Source organism: Aneurinibacillus tyrosinisolvens (assembly GCF_001015055.1).
In the GTDB taxonomy this organism is placed as follows: Bacteria; Bacillota; Bacilli; order Aneurinibacillales; family Aneurinibacillaceae; genus Aneurinibacillus_A; species Aneurinibacillus_A tyrosinisolvens.
The window spans coordinates 1-16,597 of sequence record NZ_BBWZ01000002.1 but is presented as its reverse complement, the minus strand read 5'-3'; the positions used below and the strand labels follow the sequence as shown (position 1 = coordinate 16,597).

Annotated in this window: 11 protein-coding genes and 2 pseudogenes; 8 read left to right on the top strand and 5 right to left on the bottom strand. The window is 45.8% G+C overall.

The window, feature by feature from the left end:
- The first annotated feature begins 5 nt into the window (after nucleotides 1–5).
- Nucleotides 6–821 (top strand): phosphotransferase family protein, encoded by an 816-nt coding sequence (locus MBEAL2_RS02085; protein WP_047150693.1) that lies wholly within the window; start codon nucleotides 6–8, stop codon nucleotides 819–821.
- On the opposite strand, the pseudogene MBEAL2_RS32375 reads toward MBEAL2_RS02085, so the two are convergent.
- Nucleotides 724–1,568: pseudogene (locus tag MBEAL2_RS32375) on the bottom strand (enoyl-CoA hydratase). The gene MBEAL2_RS02085 and the pseudogene MBEAL2_RS32375 sit on opposite strands and share 98 nt — an antisense overlap.
- Before the next feature lie 544 nt (nucleotides 1,569–2,112).
- Between MBEAL2_RS32375 and MBEAL2_RS02075 the strand changes: the two are divergent.
- Nucleotides 2,113–3,519, top strand: coding sequence for a cytosine permease (locus MBEAL2_RS02075; protein ID WP_082129705.1), 1,407 nt, complete (start codon nucleotides 2,113–2,115; stop codon nucleotides 3,517–3,519).
- Between the two features lie 12 nt (nucleotides 3,520–3,531).
- Nucleotides 3,532–4,800 carry a cytosine deaminase gene (locus MBEAL2_RS02070; RefSeq protein WP_047150692.1) on the top strand — a complete coding sequence of 423 codons (1,269 nt, stop codon included), beginning with the start codon at nucleotides 3,532–3,534 and terminating at the stop codon, nucleotides 4,798–4,800.
- Between the two features lie 53 nt (nucleotides 4,801–4,853).
- Here MBEAL2_RS02070 and MBEAL2_RS02065 read toward each other — a convergent pair whose 3' ends face one another.
- Nucleotides 4,854–6,188 carry a cytochrome P450 gene (locus MBEAL2_RS02065; protein WP_047150691.1) on the bottom strand — a complete coding sequence of 445 codons (1,335 nt, stop codon included), beginning with the start codon at nucleotides 6,186–6,188 and terminating at the stop codon, nucleotides 4,854–4,856.
- A 169-nt stretch (nucleotides 6,189–6,357) separates the two neighbouring features.
- On the opposite strand from MBEAL2_RS02065, the gene MBEAL2_RS02060 reads away from it, so the two are divergent.
- Nucleotides 6,358–7,632 (top strand): erythromycin esterase family protein, encoded by a 1,275-nt coding sequence (locus tag MBEAL2_RS02060; protein ID WP_439644812.1) that lies wholly within the window; start codon nucleotides 6,358–6,360, stop codon nucleotides 7,630–7,632.
- Between the two features lie 292 nt (nucleotides 7,633–7,924).
- Here MBEAL2_RS02060 and MBEAL2_RS02055 read toward each other — a convergent pair whose 3' ends face one another.
- Nucleotides 7,925–8,920: a DUF3231 family protein gene (locus tag MBEAL2_RS02055; protein ID WP_047150689.1), complete on the bottom strand. Its 996-nt coding sequence runs from the start codon at nucleotides 8,918–8,920 to the stop codon at nucleotides 7,925–7,927.
- A gap of 419 nt (nucleotides 8,921–9,339) precedes the next feature.
- A pseudogene (locus tag MBEAL2_RS02050) lies at nucleotides 9,340–10,754 on the bottom strand (amino acid permease).
- Between the two features lie 350 nt (nucleotides 10,755–11,104).
- Between MBEAL2_RS02050 and rocF the strand changes: the two are divergent.
- Nucleotides 11,105–12,016 (top strand): arginase, encoded by a 912-nt coding sequence (rocF, locus tag MBEAL2_RS02045; protein WP_047150688.1) that lies wholly within the window; start codon nucleotides 11,105–11,107, stop codon nucleotides 12,014–12,016.
- A 51-nt stretch (nucleotides 12,017–12,067) separates the two neighbouring features.
- Nucleotides 12,068–13,354: a Glu/Leu/Phe/Val family dehydrogenase gene (locus MBEAL2_RS02040; protein WP_047150687.1), complete on the top strand. Its 1,287-nt coding sequence runs from the start codon at nucleotides 12,068–12,070 to the stop codon at nucleotides 13,352–13,354.
- Nucleotides 13,355–13,417: 63 nt separating this feature from the next.
- On the opposite strand, the gene MBEAL2_RS02035 is transcribed toward MBEAL2_RS02040, so the two are convergent.
- Nucleotides 13,418–15,073 (bottom strand): glutamine--tRNA ligase/YqeY domain fusion protein, encoded by a 1,656-nt coding sequence (locus MBEAL2_RS02035; protein ID WP_173427689.1) that lies wholly within the window; start codon nucleotides 15,071–15,073, stop codon nucleotides 13,418–13,420.
- 219 nt (nucleotides 15,074–15,292) lie between these two features.
- On the opposite strand from MBEAL2_RS02035, the gene MBEAL2_RS02030 reads away from it, so the two are divergent.
- Together MBEAL2_RS02030 and MBEAL2_RS02025 are read left to right on the top strand one after the other, a co-directional pair.
- Nucleotides 15,293–15,784 (top strand): 4Fe-4S binding protein, encoded by a 492-nt coding sequence (locus tag MBEAL2_RS02030; protein ID WP_047150685.1) that lies wholly within the window; start codon nucleotides 15,293–15,295, stop codon nucleotides 15,782–15,784.
- Between the two features lie 37 nt (nucleotides 15,785–15,821).
- Nucleotides 15,822–16,271: a FixG Ig-like domain-containing protein gene (locus tag MBEAL2_RS02025; protein WP_161798149.1), complete on the top strand. Its 450-nt coding sequence runs from the start codon at nucleotides 15,822–15,824 to the stop codon at nucleotides 16,269–16,271.
- The last annotated feature ends 326 nt before the right edge of the window (nucleotides 16,272–16,597 follow it).

Below are 16,597 nucleotides of genomic sequence, written 5' to 3'. Positions count from 1 at the left end.
TAATCATGGAAAAAGGAACAAAAATCGGCCAGGGGTATACGGCTGAAGTGTACGCCCGAAGCGAAAAAGAAATTGTTAAACTGTTTCACCAGCACATCCCGGACTTCATTGTCGACTTCGAATTCAGCGTAAGCAAAGCGGTCGAAGAAACACAGTTACCTGTACCGAAAGTATTGGAAAGAGTAGAAGCAGAAGGCAGACAGGCGATTGTTTATGAGCGAATTACAGGCCCTTCCATGCTGCAAACCATCTCTTCTAAGCCCTGGAGGGTTTCCAGGGAAGCGAGAAAACTCGCGGAGCTGCATGCTTCTATTCATACAAAGGAAGTAGATGTTCTTCCTTCGCAGCGTGAAATGCTAGAAAGAAATATCCGGCTAGCGGAAGGGTTAATGGACGACAAGAAGGCGTTTATACTTGGCATTCTTTCCCGGCTTCCTGACGACAGTAAGCTGTGCCACGGTGATTTCCATCCGGGAAACATCCTGCTGTCCCCAAAGGGTCCCGTCCTCATTGACTGGTGTACCGGAACAAAAGGAAATCCGGCTGCCGATGCTGCCAGAACCGTGCTGCTTCTTAGCCACGCTTCGGTACCGCCCGGCACACCGGCTATTATAAGGCGGCTTATTAACTTTTCCCGTTCCCGCCTCTGTAACACCTACATAACACACTATTGCAAACTCTCCGGCATTTCTACCGGACAGCTACAAGAGTGGGAACTTCCACTCACAGCCGCCCGCCTAATAGAATGGATTCCACCAGTGGAAAAAACACGCCTGCTAGGGCACATCGATGAGCTAATGCTGGCCGCCTCCCACTCCTAGTGTTGCTAACAGCCTTTCCAGTGTTGCTAACAGCCTTTCCAATGAGGCTCACGTTTTCAAGGAAGGCGCAAATTCCTTCCTCTGCATCCGCTGCGGTTGCGTTAAGACTCATAACCTCCTTAGTGTAAGAGTAAGCCAAATGCTGCGGCATCTCGATCTGCTGGTAGAAAGCCTGCTTGCCGATGCCCACGGTAAACGCACTGGCGGACGCAATTTTTAGCGCCATGGCCTTTGTTTCCTCTTCAAGGCTCTTTGCGGGTACGGCCTTATTGATAAGGCCTGCCTGGACCGCCTCCTCTGCAGAAAGCGCATCTCCGGTCAATAGCATCTCCATCGCTTTCTTACGCCCTACTGCCCGGCTGAGCGCCACCATCGGCGTAGAGCAGAACAATCCGATTTTTACACCGGGTGTAGCGAACCGTGCGTCTTCTGCAGCAATAGCTAAATCACACGTTGCCACCAGCTGGCAGCCTGCCGCCGTTGCAATGCCATGCACCTGCGCAATGACGGGCTGCGGGATGGACTGGATCGTTTCCATCAATTTCGTACATACCTCGAACAACTGACGGTAAAAAGCGGATGATTGATTCACCATTCGCTCAAATCATGGCCCGCGCAGAAAGCCGGGCCGTTTCCGCGAAGGATAACAACAGCGATGCTCCGATTTTTCGCAATGGATTCAAAACAGCGGATAAGCTCCTGCATGTGCTCAAGAGAAAGAGCATTTCGTTTGTCCGGCCGATTCATTGTCACATAAGCAATTGAACTGTCTGTTTCTACAAGGATGTACTGGTAAGGCAATGTTTCTATTTCCATTAGTTTTTCCTCCCATGCAGTAAATGTAGAAAACCTTATATATGACTGAATTATTTGTATAATTATATGATATCAAGCTTTTCCTTCGTCGTCTCCCTTTTGTTCCAAAATTAGTTTGACATTCCAATATACTTCATGCAATAATATTTTCAATTGCATACTGGTACCTTTAAATTCAGTCCCGTGAGGCTGGCAAGGTAAAGCGGCTTATTGCTTTTATACAAGGGAGATGTCTGCCCTTTGTTTGAGCAAACTATAAAATAAGAGGCTTCCTGTCAGTTCATTCTGATAGGAGGCCTTTTTTCATTGGGTACCAGCGTAATAAACAAGCAGAACAGCCAGAATAAAATTGAATTGTCAGAATAATTATCGGGTATAGGTACTGGTATGGTTTGTGGTATCCGTCATCCTGAAGTTACGCGGCAGTTCGGTGTAGATTCGCTAAAAAATGAATTTGAAAAAGGAGGAGTTGTATATGAAACAAGTGGATTTAGAAAGCCATGATGTGCTTCTACGAAGTGAAGGATTTGATCAGGCAAAAGAATATGGAGCAACAGAAGCCGTTCCTATGAGCTCCCGCTCTTTATCTTTCTGGGATATGGTGGCTACCTGGGTAGGAGCCAATGCAAACAACGGTACCTGGTTTGTGGGTGGCGTCGTTGCCGGAACAGCCTTTGCCGGGTCCATCGTTGTTACGCTGGTTGCCAATCCAATCGCTTATTTTATTATGGCGCTCATTGGATATATCGGATATAAAGTAGGAACTTCAACCATGGCACTGACGAGGCCTTCTTTTGGATTACGGGGCAGTTACTTGCCTTCTTTGTTAAATACAACTCAATTTATCGGGTGGACGGCTGTAAATACGTTCATCGCTGCCATCTCTGTCAGCTTTCTGTGCAAAGACCTCTTTGGCTGGCCCGCCTTTGGACAACCGGGCGGTTACAAGGGAATGGTCGTTGGGATTGTAATCATGAGCGTGCTCCATCTGCTTTCGATTGCCTTAGGCCACCGTTCGGTAAAAATCATCGAACGTGTCGGCGTTGTTCTCGTTATTATTTTTGGGATTTGGGAAACGGTTGTCGTCTTGCAAAGCGTTTCCCTGGACAAAATTATCCACTGGCAGCCTCCTGCAAATATGAGAATGCCGCTCGGATCCGCCATGGATGTGATGGCCGCTTTCAGTTTGGCATGGGTTACCGCGATTGCTGAGTTTACCCGGTATGGAAAGAAAAAATCGACCGCAACCGTTGCTCCGATGATCGGAGCCAATGTGGGCTTGTTCTGGTTTGCCTTTATCGGGATTATTGCTACTATCGGGACCGCCATTACAACTGGAACGTACGACCCGAACAACTCGGATCCGAGTACGATTGCCAGCAAGCTTGGGCTCGGATGGCTGGCGATGCTTGTCATCGTGTTGACGAGTACAACAGCGAATGCCGTCAATTTGATGGCAGCCGGCATCTCATTAACGAATGTAACGAAAAAGATTTCTCCGATGGCCTCCTTGTGGCTTGTAACGATTGTTGCAGCGCTGTTAACCTTTGTTCCGCTCTTTCTCGGAAGCTTTCTCCATTCCTTTATCGCTTTTCTTGATTATATCGGGATGGTATTCGGTCCGATACTCGGCGTCATGATTGTGGACTTCTTCTTCCTTCGCAAACGTTCCTATGATGTAGAAGCGATGGAAACAGTAGGAGGTAAGTACTGGTATAAAAATGGATTCAATTGGACTGCCGTTACGGTTTGGGTTGTAGGAGTCGCCCTCTTCTTCTCCGTCCATAAACTTCCTTTGTTTACTAATTATATCGGCGCAACCTATCCAACCATTGTTTTCAGTGGCATCTTGTATTATGTTTTAACTAAATTAAAACGCTAAGGTGGGCTTAACTTGTTCATTTATAATGCACGCTTAAAAGGTCAAGATGGATTATGGAAAATTGAAATGGAGAACAAAAGCATTACACGGATAGCTAAGATGGAAGAAAATGAATCATTCGATTCTGGATTGGATGCAGAGGGAGGCCTGGCTCTTCCCCCCTTTATCGAGCCGCATATCCACCTCGACACAACGTTAACAGCGGGAGAACCGGAATGGAACCGCAGCGGAACCTTATTTGAAGGCATCGAACGCTGGGCGCAAAGAAAGCAGACCCTCTCAAGGGAAGATGTGAAGAATCGCGCTACGCGGGCGTTAAAGTGGCAAATTGCCCAGGGCATTCAGCATGTCCGGACCCATGTGGATGTAACAGACCCAGAGCTTACCGCCCTGAAGGCGATGCTGGAAGTAAAGGAAGAAATAAAGCCATGGGTCGATTTGCAAATTGTAGCTTTTCCACAGGAAGGGATTCAATCCTATCCAAACGGCTTAGAGCTTCTCGAAGAATCGCTTCGATTGGGTGCTGACGTTGTGGGTGCCATTCCCCACTATGAATTCACCCGTGAATTCGGTGTGGAATCGCTAAAAAAAACGTTTGACCTTGCTGAAAAATACGATCGCCTGATCGACGTTCACTGCGATGAAATCGATGATGAGCAGTCTCGCTTTGTGGAGGTTGTTGCGACCGAAGCCTATATGCGCGGCATGGGAAAACGTGTCACAGCAAGCCATACGACGGCGATGCACTCTTACAATAACGCCTATACGTCTAAGCTGTTCCGCATCCTTAAGCTGTCTGAAATTAACTTTGTCGCCAACCCGCTCGTTAACATCCATCTACAGGGACGCTTTGACACCTATCCAAAGCGCAGAGGGGTAACCCGGGTGAAAGAGCTGCTTGAGGCAGGGATGAATGTATGCTTTGGCCATGACGATATTTTTGACCCCTGGTATCCGCTTGGCACAGGCAACACGCTGCAGGTCCTCCACATGGGACTTCATGTGTGCCAGCTGATGGGGTATGAACAGATTATGGAATCCATCGACTTGATTACCGAAAACAGTGCCAAAACACTCTATATTACAGATCAATACGGGATTGAGGAAGGCAAGCCTGCTAATCTCATTATCCTGCCGGCAACGGATTCGTACGACGCGATTCGGCGCCAGGTTCCTGTCCGTTACTCGATTCGAGACGGCCAGGTGATTGCAGAAACAAAGCCATCTCAAACAACAGTAAATATAAATGGTGACTGGGAGCACGTTAATTTTCAAAAATAGCATATAAAGCAGCATCGCTAAAAAACCGGGAAGTGAGAACCCCCGGTTTTTTGTTATGATCTGCCCCTCTTTCTAATGCTCATACGCAGGCCGTTCTTAATCCGGAGCGATATGAGCGGCTCCGGTTCAATCGGATGGTGGTTGTCAGCCAGTACAAGCCGGTACCGCCTGCCGACAACAGCCAGAACAATCGCTGCCTCCATCATAGCAAAGCTGCTCCCAATACAGGAGCGCGATCCGCCCCCAAATGGAAAATAGGCAAAACGAGGAAGCGTCTTTAAGGAGTCTCCCGCAAAACGCTCAGGAATAAATTCAGCCGGCTTTTCAAAGAACGCAGGGTTTCGATGGGCAGCATACGGGCTAATAATCATCGTTGAATGAGCAGCGAACATCTCTCCTCCCATTTCTACCGCTTCGTTTGCCTCACGCAGGATGGTCCAGGCGGGCGGATACAGCCGGAGAGATTCCTGAATAATCTGGTGGGTATATGTTAGCCTGCCTACGTCCTCAAAGGTTGGAAGCCCGTCTCCAAGAACCGCATCCAGCTCCGTGTGGAATTTGGCCTCCGCTTCCGGGTGCTGGGACAGCAAATACCAGGTCCACGACAGGGCGTTGGCGGTCGTTTCATGGCCCGCAATGAGAATGGTCAGGATTTGATCACGGATTTCCTTGTCCGCCAGCCGGTTCCCGGTCTCCTCATCCCTTATAGAAAGCAGCAGAGCCAGCATATCCTCTCGTTCATCATCTTCTTTCGCCTTCGCGATAAGAGCATATACCGTATCATTCAACAGATGGAGCGCTCTTCTATGCTTTATATTGCCCGGCGTTGGCAAAGAAGGAGGGATAAAAATCGGCGACATAAGTTTCCGCGCACTATAGTCGATGCAAATATCCACCGAGTCACCAAGGACGTCCGCCTCCCTGCCGATCTCTGTACCGAACATCGTTTTCATTATCATCTTTAGTGTTAGATCCATCATATCTTCTGAAATGAGCCGTTCTGTCCCGTTCTCCCAGAGATGAACGGCACCTTCCGTATACCGGGCAATCGTATCGGCGTAGCCCGCAATTTTTTGTGTGTGGAAGGCAGGCATCATCGTGCGGCGCTGGCGATCATGGTTGCTCCCTTCCGCCGTTAGCACGCCTTCCCCGAGAGTAATGCCGAGAATCTTCGATGACCTTCCCTTGCGAAAGCTTCGTTCCTTCGTGGCAAGAATATCCCGGATGAAGTCCGGTGAATTCACCACATAAGAAGGACGGCTGCGGCTGGAGCGCAGAGACACCACCTCTCCAAGTTCTCTCACCTTGTCCAGAAAATCAAGCGGATTTCTTTGAAACCAGAGGAAATTCCCCATCCGTGAACCACCGATTTCAACCACTCTGCCCATTGCTCACTTCCCCCCCCGTTTGACTGCTCTATTTGGCATGCCTGCTCTTACTTTCATTAAACCACATTTCCCCGCTTATGCCTGCTTTAATAAGAATACTTCCCACGGTTTCGGAAATACTTTAGCTGTGTATGAGGTAAATAACCTAACTATTTAGGCGGTGATACATGTGAACAACGACCTTATCGTAGAACAAATCCAAAAGAATGCGATACGTCTGGACAATAACGATGATTTAGATGTGCTAATCGAAGCTGTCGGCGATGCAAACTATGTGCTTCTTGGGGAAGCTTCCCACGGAACATCCGAATTCTACACACTGCGGGCTGAATTATCCAAAAAGCTCATTGAAAAAAAGGGCTTCTCTTTTATCGCCGTGGAAGGGGACTGGCCCTCTTGTTATGGCATTAACCGGTATGTAAAAAATTATTTAGATGCCGGGCAGGATATCCATCATGTAATGGAGCAGGAATTTAAACGTTGGCCTACCTGGATGTGGGCTAATCAGGAAATCATTGAACTGGCAGGATGGCTAAAGGAACACAACTCCCAGCTACCTAAAGAGAGAAAAATAGGTTTCTATGGTCTAGACGTTTACAGTTTGTGGGAGTCCATGGAAGAAGTTATTCGTTATTTAGAGAAAATAAATTCTCCTGATTTGGAAAAAGCAAAGAAGGCCTTTTCCTGTTTCGAACCGTTTGGTCGTGATGCTCAGAATTATGGTGTTTCTGCCGCTTTCCTTGGGGAAGGCTGTCAAGATGAAGTAGTACAGCTACTTCAGGCTCTTCAAGCAAATCGGATGCAATTTAAAGAAGACCACGAAGCTGCCCTTAGCACTGAGTTAAATGCATTGGTTACTGTAAATGCAGAAAGATACTATCGTTCTATGGTTCGAGGAGGAAATGATTCTTGGAATATTCGTGATCGCCATATGGTCGAAGTTCTCAATCAATTAATGAAGTTCCATGGTTCTGATGCCAAAGTCATTGTATGGGAACATAATACACATATTGGTGATGCACGTGCTACAGATATGGCTGAGGATGGTATGGTTAATGTCGGCCAACTTGTTAGAGAACAGCATGGACATGAACAAACGTATGCAGTTGGTTTCGGGACTTACTCTGGTACGGTGATTGCAGCAAGAGGATGGGGAGAATCAATAGAAGAAATGGTTGTTCCTGCAGCAATACCAAATAGCTGGGAGAACCTCCTACATCAAGCGGGCAACCATGATAAAATCTTGTTATTTAATAATGAACAGATTAATACACTTTTCGGGCAAGAAATCGGCCATCGTGCTATCGGTGTTGTTTACAATCCCGAATACGAACGTTTTGGTAATTATGTACCTTCAAAAATGTCCCAACGTTATGATGCGTTTATTTATGTGGATAAAAGTGAAGCTTTGCATCCATTGGTACTTAGAGAAATTCTTGTCTGAAAACAACTTACTAAGTGGATAGAATCATTTTATAAAAACCATTATCAACGAGCTGATTGCCATGTGCAGTCGGCTCGTTTTTTGTTGAGCTATGGAGGTCCTGCTTTTTAGTAAGAACCTCCTTACCTTGATCGAAATCTCCTAACAAGGAGTAGTGGATAGCGGGGAGGAGGTGAGAACATTGGCAAATAACAATCCACCAGCCTAAACCAATGGAATCCGTTCGCTAATCTGTTTACCTTAATGAATCCTATAATAAAGAAACAAAGGTGATATTCATTCTCTAAAAGTGTTATTTATTTGCTAATTTCTCTCTGTCTGGAGCAAGAGGGGGTTGTTCAAACCACTCCCGATTAATCATTAAATTTATCCCATCCTCGTTAAATATCGCAGTTTCAGAAACCAACCGACTATACATAATGGCTAAATCACGTCTCATGTTTGCACTAAAGGCTAATCCGTATCTCACGACAGCCATTTGGGCAAGAGCGAGCGCCTGGAACATCATTAGACGATCGGAATAAGGAGAATCGGTAGTATCTGTTACTTCCATTTCATAAGTCGACTGGAAAGGCAAATCTTCATGTGTCAAAACCGACTGAAGTAACTTGACGCGCCTTTTGCATATGTCTTTTCCTCTTACAAAAAAGTCTCGCACATCTGGATCTTGTGCTAATTGACTGAAAGCCATGAAATGGTTTTTTGCAAGGATTGCTCCTCGTAAGCTGTACACCAAATTATCAATCTCCATGACATTTACAGGACGTTCCTCACCCCAAAACTTCCCTAAAAATGATTGTTTCTTAATCATTTCCGCATGTTGAGGGGGTGGAATATAGATAGGTTGTTGAGCAAAGCCTTTCTTTTCAATTAGTTCCGTTGTCGTTTGATAAAGCCTGCCCGATATGTTGATGGAATCAAACAAAAATGAAATGACTTGAGGTGTTGTTGTCTTTCCAAGTGCAATACCGTAGGCACCTGTTCCATATTCAGCCATCATCTGAAGGAAAAATAAATGTTGTTGATCAGAAAATACTCTTGGTTCTTCTGAAATAATGTCCTTTTCCACACTAAAACCAATTGGTTTTGGGAAATTTGCCTTTACATATAAAGAAGTCGCTTCCTTGATTATTTTTATCGTATCCTGAATAGCAGAACGAATCATCGTTTTTATGTCTTCATCTTTTGTCTTTACAAGATCATGTTCAATAAAACAAAGGTATGCTTGATTACTTATAATAAACTGCCACAGGTTTGCTGCTTCACTGGCTGTAATCCTAAATCCCACTATATTTCACCCCATCTAATTCAATTTGTATTTAAATTAAACCAAACAAGGTGAATTTATACATATATTAATAGGGGTAAATAAAAGTCTATAAAGTAGTCTAAATTATAAAATCAATGGAACAGTATCGGGCCATTAGGGTCGTCTACCATCCTGAATATGAAAAACTAGGGAACTATGTCCCTCCTGTTATGGGCTAACGCTATGATGCTTTTGTTTATGTGGACGAGACGAAAGCGCTCGAACCGCTTGTTGTTGAACCCGTGTTTATTTAACTCGCCACGTTCTGTTCATTTTACCGGGGAGGGGAAATAAATGGACAAACAATATATTATCGGAATGTCCGGCTGGAGTTACGGAGAATGGAAAAGAAAAAACCGCTTTCCATGACATTTCGTCAAGAAAGCGGTTTTACTCTTCTATGCTTCTTCAGTTGCCACCATTGTAGCAGGAAGCGGTGCCTTTTTCTTCATTCTCAGGTTGTAATACAGATAACATGCTACCATGAACGGAATTCCGCAGTACAGCGCCATTCTTTGATCCTTATCAAATGCAAGGCTGACAAGCACGGTAATGTTTAGAATAAGTCCAACAAGAGGCACAATCGGGTAAAGCGGTGTTTTAAACTTAAGATCTTCCACCTTGCCGCCATCTTTTACGTATTGCCGGCGGAAAGCAAGCTGGGAAGCAGTGATAGAAATCCAGCCCATCTGCGCTCCTAATCCAGCGATGGAAATCAGCCACAAGTAAACGGTATCCTCTGCCACCATACTGGAAAGCAAGGACAGACAAGCAATACCGAGCGTTAAAAGAAGCGCATTCATTGGGATGCCATTTTTATTTAATCTACCAAGCGCGGGCAGTGCCATATCGCTCTGCGAAAGAGACCAAAGCATACGCGTTGCCGCATATAGACCCGAGTTGGCTACAGATAAAAGCGCTGTCAAAATAACGAAGTTCATAACATCGGCCGCATAAGGAATCCCGATTTTATCAAAACCATAACGAATGGACTCTCGATTAGCCCTGCCTCTTTCCACGGGATAAGGCCTGACAGTACAAAAATAGCAAGGACAAAGAAGAAAAGGGTACGCCATACGGTAGCCCGGATCGACTTTGGAATTGTCTTCTCCGGATTCTCACTTTCACCGGCCGCAATCCCAATCAGCTCCGTGCCCTGGAAAGCGAAGTTAACGGTAATCATTGTCAGGAGAAGCCCTTTTAACCCGTTAGGGAACAGCCCTGCCTCTGTAAAGTGCGAGAACATCGGAGCACTCTGCCCCCCTTTCATATGAATAACCCCAAACAACGCAGCCCCACCAAGAATAATAAACAAAATAATAGCGCTTACTTTAATGCTGGAAAACCAAAACTCTGTCTCCCCGAATGTGCGTGCAGATAATGCATTGAGCAGGAAAAGCACAAGGCCGAAAACGGCACACCATACCCAGATTGGAGAACCCGGGAACCATCTCTGCATAAGCGTTCCAGCGGAAAGCAATTCAAGCGCCACAGTGACCGCCCAGCCAAGCCAGTAAATCCACCCGACGGTAAACCCTGCTGCAGGTCCGATAAATTTCGTTGTATACGTCTGGAAGGAACCCGCCACCGGCATCGCAACCGATAATTCGCCAAGGCAAAGCATTGTCAGATACATAATAAACCCGCCTGCCAGGTAGGCCAGAACCGCACCTAACGGCCCAGCTTGTCCAATTGTATATCCAGAACCAAGGAAAAGCCCGGTCCCGATAATTCCCCCTAATGAAATCATGAATAAATGCCTGCTTTTCATCGTTCTTTGCAACTGGTTATCTTTACTTTCAAGATGTATCATACGCTACCTCACTTTCTTCTTTTACTGTAAAACTATTCTTGCAAAAACCATACCAGTTTTTAAGATTGTGAAAATTGAATAGAACTTTCCCCTATTCTTTATAAATTTGCCACAAATAGCCCCAAAAATAGATGCAAAAAAAATTTTCAGGGGTGCAAAATTTATGAAAAATCGCATTCTAGCTTTGCAGGTAAGCGCTCTCACCTCTTACATTTCATCCCTTTCTATAAACGCCCCTCTATTTTTATAAGGTTTATTTACAAGAAAAACAGATGTTGGCATCAAACTTGCAACGAATTTCCTGTGTTTGATTTTTACATCGTTGTTCCGAAGAGGAAGGGGTACCATTTATGAACTCAACTATCAATTCAAATATTTCTATCGTTGGCGTACCTATGGATTTAGGTGCGGATCGCCGGGGCGTGGACATGGGCCCAAGCGCCATCCGCTATGCCGGGGTTATAGAGAGGCTTGAAGCGCTTGGCTATGCGGTACACGACAAGGGTGATTTAGTTGTCCACCGTTCAGGGCAATACAACACCGTTGGTACAAACCTTAAATATCTTGAAGAAATCGCACGCGTAAACAGCGAGCTTGCGGCGGTTGTTGTAGAAGAGATGAAAAAGGGGCACTTCCCGCTTGTTATCGGCGGCGACCACAGCATTGCCATTGGTACGATTGCAGGCGTACTTCAGCACCGGAAAAAAACCGGGGTGATCTGGTATGATGCACACGGGGATTTAAACACAGCCCTAACATCTCCGTCCGGCAACATTCACGGAATGTCGCTCGCGGTGAGTCTCGGGTACGGACATGAACTGCTTACTTCCATTGGAGGTATAGAGGCAAAAGTAAACCCTGAGAATGTCGTCATTATCGGGGCACGCTCTCTCGATCCGGGCGAACGCGACTTTATTAAAGAAATGGGAATCAAAGTGTTCACTATGCATGAAATCGACCGCATGGGAATGACGCGGGTTATGGAAGAAACACTCCAAATCGTAACCGGCGGAACGGACGGCGTCCACCTCAGCCTCGATTTAGACGGCCTTGATCCTCAGGATGCACCGGGAGTGGGAACGCCAGTTCTTGGCGGGATCAGCTATCGTGAAAGCCACCTTGCTATGGAAATTCTCGCCGAAGCGAACGTGCTCACAAGCGCTGAATTTGTAGAAGTGAATCCAATCCTTGATAACGTAAACCAAACAGCGAATGTTGCTGTGGCCTTAATGGGTTCTCTGTTCGGCGAAAAGCTATTATAACATCAATCATTCATTCATAATAAAATCCTAATGAGAGAAGGGTTATGTAAAATGAGCCAGCAAGTGGAAGAAAAACAGGAGACAAAAAAAGCGTCGCAGGAAAACTTTAATGTCTTTGAAAGAACGCAGCAAATCTTTCTTACAGCACTGCAGAAGCTGGGTTATGGAGAAGACGTATACGAGTTATTAAAAGAGCCTGTTCGTTTACTAACTGTTCGTATTCCTGTAAAAATGGATGATGGCAGCACAAAAATTTTCACAGGATATCGTGCGCAGCACAATGATGCAGTCGGACCGACAAAAGGCGGCATTCGTTTTCATCCGGATGTAACAGAAGAAGAGGTAAAAGCGCTGTCCATGTGGATGAGCATCAAGTGCGGGATTAGCGATCTTCCTTACGGTGGCGGTAAAGGCGGCATCCAGTGCGATCCCCGCTCTATGTCATTCGGTGAACTAGAACGCTTGAGCCGCGGCTATGTACGTGCTATCAGTCAGATTGTTGGGCCCACTAAGGACATCCCGGCACCGGACGTATTTACAAACTCGCAAATTATGGCCTGGATGATGGACGAGTACAGCCATATACGCGAATTTGATTCACCCGGCTTCATTACCGGCAAACCGCTTGTGCTCGGAGGATCTGCAGGAAGAGAATCATCCACTGCACAAGGCGTTACGATTTGCATTCGCGAAGCGGCAAAAGTAGCGGGAATCAATCTGGAGGGCGCGAAGGTCATCATTCAAGGGTTCGGAAATGCGGGCAGCTTCCTCGCGAAATTCATGCACGATTCCGGTGCAAAGATTGTTGGAATTTCAGATGCATACGGTGCGTTGTATGATGCAGAAGGACTTGATATCGATTATTTACTGGATAACCGCGACTCTTTCGGTACAGTTACAACCTTGTTCTCTACTACGATTTCGAATAAAGAGCTGCTTGTTCAGGAATGCGATATTCTTGTACCGGCGGCCATTGAGAACCAGATTACCGAAGAGAACGCAGCAGACATTAAAGCTAAAATCGTTGTCGAGGCGGCGAATGGACCGACAACATTAAACGCGACCGAAATCCTGACTGATAGAGGCGTTCTGCTTGTTCCTGATGTACTTGCCAGCTCGGGCGGCGTTATTGTTTCGTACTTTGAATGGGTACAGAACAACCAGGGCTACTACTGGACAGAAGAAGAAGTACAGGCAAAGCTGGAGAAGCTCCTAAAGGCTTCCTTCCATAACGTACACTGCACCTCTGTTGAGAAGAAAGTGGATATGCGCCTCTCTGCCTACATCGTTGGTATTCGCAGAATGGCGGAAGCAGTGAAGTGGAGAGGCTGGGTATAAGTTGAGAAAAAAGCTGTTGAGCGGATTTTCGCTGCAACAGCCTTTTTTGTAAAAGTAAGGAATCTATTTTGGAATCTCAAAAGAGCTTTTTAACGATACAATCAGATTGAACACAAGCTTATCTTCCGTTGTATGCTTCGGATCTACATTGAAGTATCCGTGCCGGAAGAACTGGAACTTGTCCTGCGGGCGAGCATCCTTCATGTTCGGTTCAACAAATCCGTGGATGATTTCTAAGGAATCAGGATTCACATTTTCCAGGAAGGACTTCCCTTCTTCTTCATCGTCGAGGATTAGAGGGTTGTACAATCTGAACTCCGCAGGCACGGCACTCCTGGCATCTACCCAGTGGATCGTGCCTTTTACTTTTCTTCCTGTAAAGCCTGTTCCGCTCTTTGTTTCCGGATCATAGGTGCAGTGCAGTTCAATTACATTGCCGTTTTCGTCTTTAATGACGTCATTGCATTTGATGAAGTAGGCATTCTTAAGCCTTACTTCGTTGCCCGGGAACAGCCTGAAGTATTTTTTCGGCGGATTCTCCATAAAATCGTCCTGCTCAATATAGATTTCCCTGGAGAAAGGAATCTGCCTGCTGCCCATTTCCGGATTTTCCGAGTTGATTTCAGCTTCCAGCATTTCAACCTCGCCCTCAGGGTAATTGGTGATGACTACTTTTAACGGACGGAGAACTCCCATCGTTCTTGGCACTTTTAATTTCAAGTCTTCGCGGATGAAGTGCTCCAGCATTTTCGCGTCCACCACACCGCTGCTGCGGGAAACGCCGATTTCCCTCGCAAAATTGCGGATCGATTCCGGCGTATACCCTCTTCTGCGCAGCCCGGAAATCGTAGGCATCCGCGGATCATCCCAGCCGTCTACATACTTCTCATCGACAAGCTGCTTGAGTTTACGCTTACTCATTACCGTATTCGTCAGATTGAGCCGGCCAAACTCATACTGTTTCGGCTGGTTCTCCATCTCACACTCCTCAATGACCCAGTCATACAGCGGGCGGTGATCTTCGAATTCCAGCGTACAGAGGGAATGTGTGACCCCTTCGATTGCGTCTTCTAACGGGTGAGCAAAATCGTACATCGGGTAAATGCACCACTTATCTCCCGTGTTATGGTGCGTAGCATGGAAAATACGGTAAAGCACCGGATCCCTCATGGTGATATTCGGAGACGTCATGTCAATTTTAGCTCGCAGTACTCTTTCCCCGTCTTTGAATTCACCTTTACGCATGCGCTCAAACAAATCCAGATTTTCTTCCACAGTACGGTTGCGGTACGGGCTTTCTTTTCCCGGCTCCGTCAGTGTTCCCCGCATTTCCCGCATTTCTTCCGGAGACAAATCGCATACGTAAGCCTTCCCTTTTTTAATAAGCACGACGGCGCGATTGTACATCTCTTCAAAATAATCGGAGGCAAAAAACAGGCCGTCCCATTCAAACCCTAACCACTTGACATCCTCTTTGATAGATTCCACATATTCTACATCTTCTCTTAGCGGATTCGTGTCATCAAAACGCAGGTTTGTTTTTCCCTTAAATTCATCCGCCAGTTCAAAATTAAGGCAAATGGATTTCGCATGTCCGATATGCAGGTACCCGTTTGGTTCCGGAGGGAAACGAGTGACAATCTGATCCACCCTTCCTGCGTTTATATCCTCAACCACAATATTTTTTATAAAGTTAGATGAAACAGGTTTATTCTCCACTTTTATCAACCCTTCACATAAGAAAGTTGTTATATGCTTGAACAAATTCATTCTTTCTAATAAATAATACCGACTACTGCATAAGATATCAACTTACTAGACTTAACTTTCTCCTTTGCTGTCACAAACTCTTCACTGTCCTTATTTTTTCCAATGTGCGAAAATGGCTTTGCACGGTATGACCGTTTAAACGAACAGGACAGCAAGGAGTGTTTTTGTATGAGCAAACGTTCCCTATTTCGCGCTTTTTTCCTCATTCTCTTTTTTCTTGTCCCCTTTCTCGATATTTTCCGCATCGATTTATCAGCCAACCACTTCTTTTTGTTTGGCAGTGAATTCGCGTTCAGCGAAGGGCGTATTCTCCTTTATGCGGTGCTACTTATGGTTTTTGCCTTTGTTGCAATTGCCGTATGGTTTGGCCGTCAGTTCTGCGGCTGGGCATGCCCGCACAATAAATTTCTTATCTATATGAACCGCCTGCGCAGTCTGCCTGTTTTCGAAAGAAACCCGCTTCTCAAAAACAGCGTGGACACACTTATTCTGCTTCTATGCGCACCCATCATTACGTATGGCCTTATAAGTTACTTTTATAATCCAATGCTTCTGTTCTCGTCTATTATTCATTTCGATATGTCAGTATGGACGTTCCGCGCATTTTTGACGGTCTCTTTTTTCTTTTTTTGTTCTGTTAAACTGGCGGCTCCGCTATAAGTTTTGCCGGACATCCTGCCCGTATGGCATGTTTCAGATGGCGCTGTCCGGCAAGCGTTCGACGAATGGGGGCTTTAAAAATATGGTGCGGGGCAGCGGGCTCGTTTTAACCGTTATCATGGTTCTTCTTGTATCCATGTTTACGTTTGCTCTCTCAGCTAACACGGGCTTTGCCATTAGTCTCGGTAAAAATCTGCAGAACATCCCGGTACAAAACCGAATTGTTTATACGTACGATCTTAAAATCGAAAACCTTACCGGAAAGGCGGCCAGCTATTCGGTTTCCTACAATGGCGTCCCGGATGCCTGGGAAACAAAACTGCCAAAACAGGTGGAAGTCAAACCGCATGCTATGGAAAACGTTCCCCTGTTGTTCCGTACGGATGAAAAAAGCCTGAACACGAACACAACCATTACGGTGCTTATCAAGAATGACAGCGGGAAAACGATGGAAAGGCAGTTCAGTATTTTCCCTGTAAGAAAGTGACACAACCTAAAACCAGGAGGCCGCAAATATATGGCCTCCTGATTTTTTATTCGGATAAGGAAGTATATATTGTTTTAAAGTAGTAGAGAAAAAGACCGCAAGGTCAAAAAGGTTAGAAAAAAGGAAGGGCAGTCCACGGAGGCCACTGAAAAAGTGCCTATTTTAAGTTTTTGGAGTAGACTCTATAGGAAAAGCCGGCCCATGTTCCAGATTTCTGGAAGAAAAAGCCGGCTTTTTTGCTCATTTTCACCCTGGGTTTCCTTCATGTTAACCCAGGGTGAAAATGGCCATGGCTCCTTGTAACTCCATGCCAATGAGACCCGAAG

Bases quoted from the DNA above. Each gene is read 5' to 3' on its own strand.
- MBEAL2_RS02085 (WP_047150693.1), top strand. From the start codon at position 6: ATGGAAAAAGGAACAAAAATCGGCCAGGGGTATACGGCTGAAGTGTAC.
- MBEAL2_RS02075 (WP_082129705.1), top strand. From the start codon at position 2,113: ATGAAACAAGTGGATTTAGAAAGCCATGATGTGCTTCTACGAAGTGAA.
- MBEAL2_RS02065 (WP_047150691.1), bottom strand. From the start codon at position 6,188: ATGGGCAGAGTGGTTGAAATCGGTGGTTCACGGATGGGGAATTTCCTC.
- rocF (WP_047150688.1), top strand. From the start codon at position 11,105: ATGAACTCAACTATCAATTCAAATATTTCTATCGTTGGCGTACCTATG.
- MBEAL2_RS02040 (WP_047150687.1), top strand. From the start codon at position 12,068: ATGAGCCAGCAAGTGGAAGAAAAACAGGAGACAAAAAAAGCGTCGCAG.
- MBEAL2_RS02030 (WP_047150685.1), top strand. From the start codon at position 15,293: ATGAGCAAACGTTCCCTATTTCGCGCTTTTTTCCTCATTCTCTTTTTT.
- MBEAL2_RS02025 (WP_161798149.1), top strand. From the start codon at position 15,822: ATGGCGCTGTCCGGCAAGCGTTCGACGAATGGGGGCTTTAAAAATATG.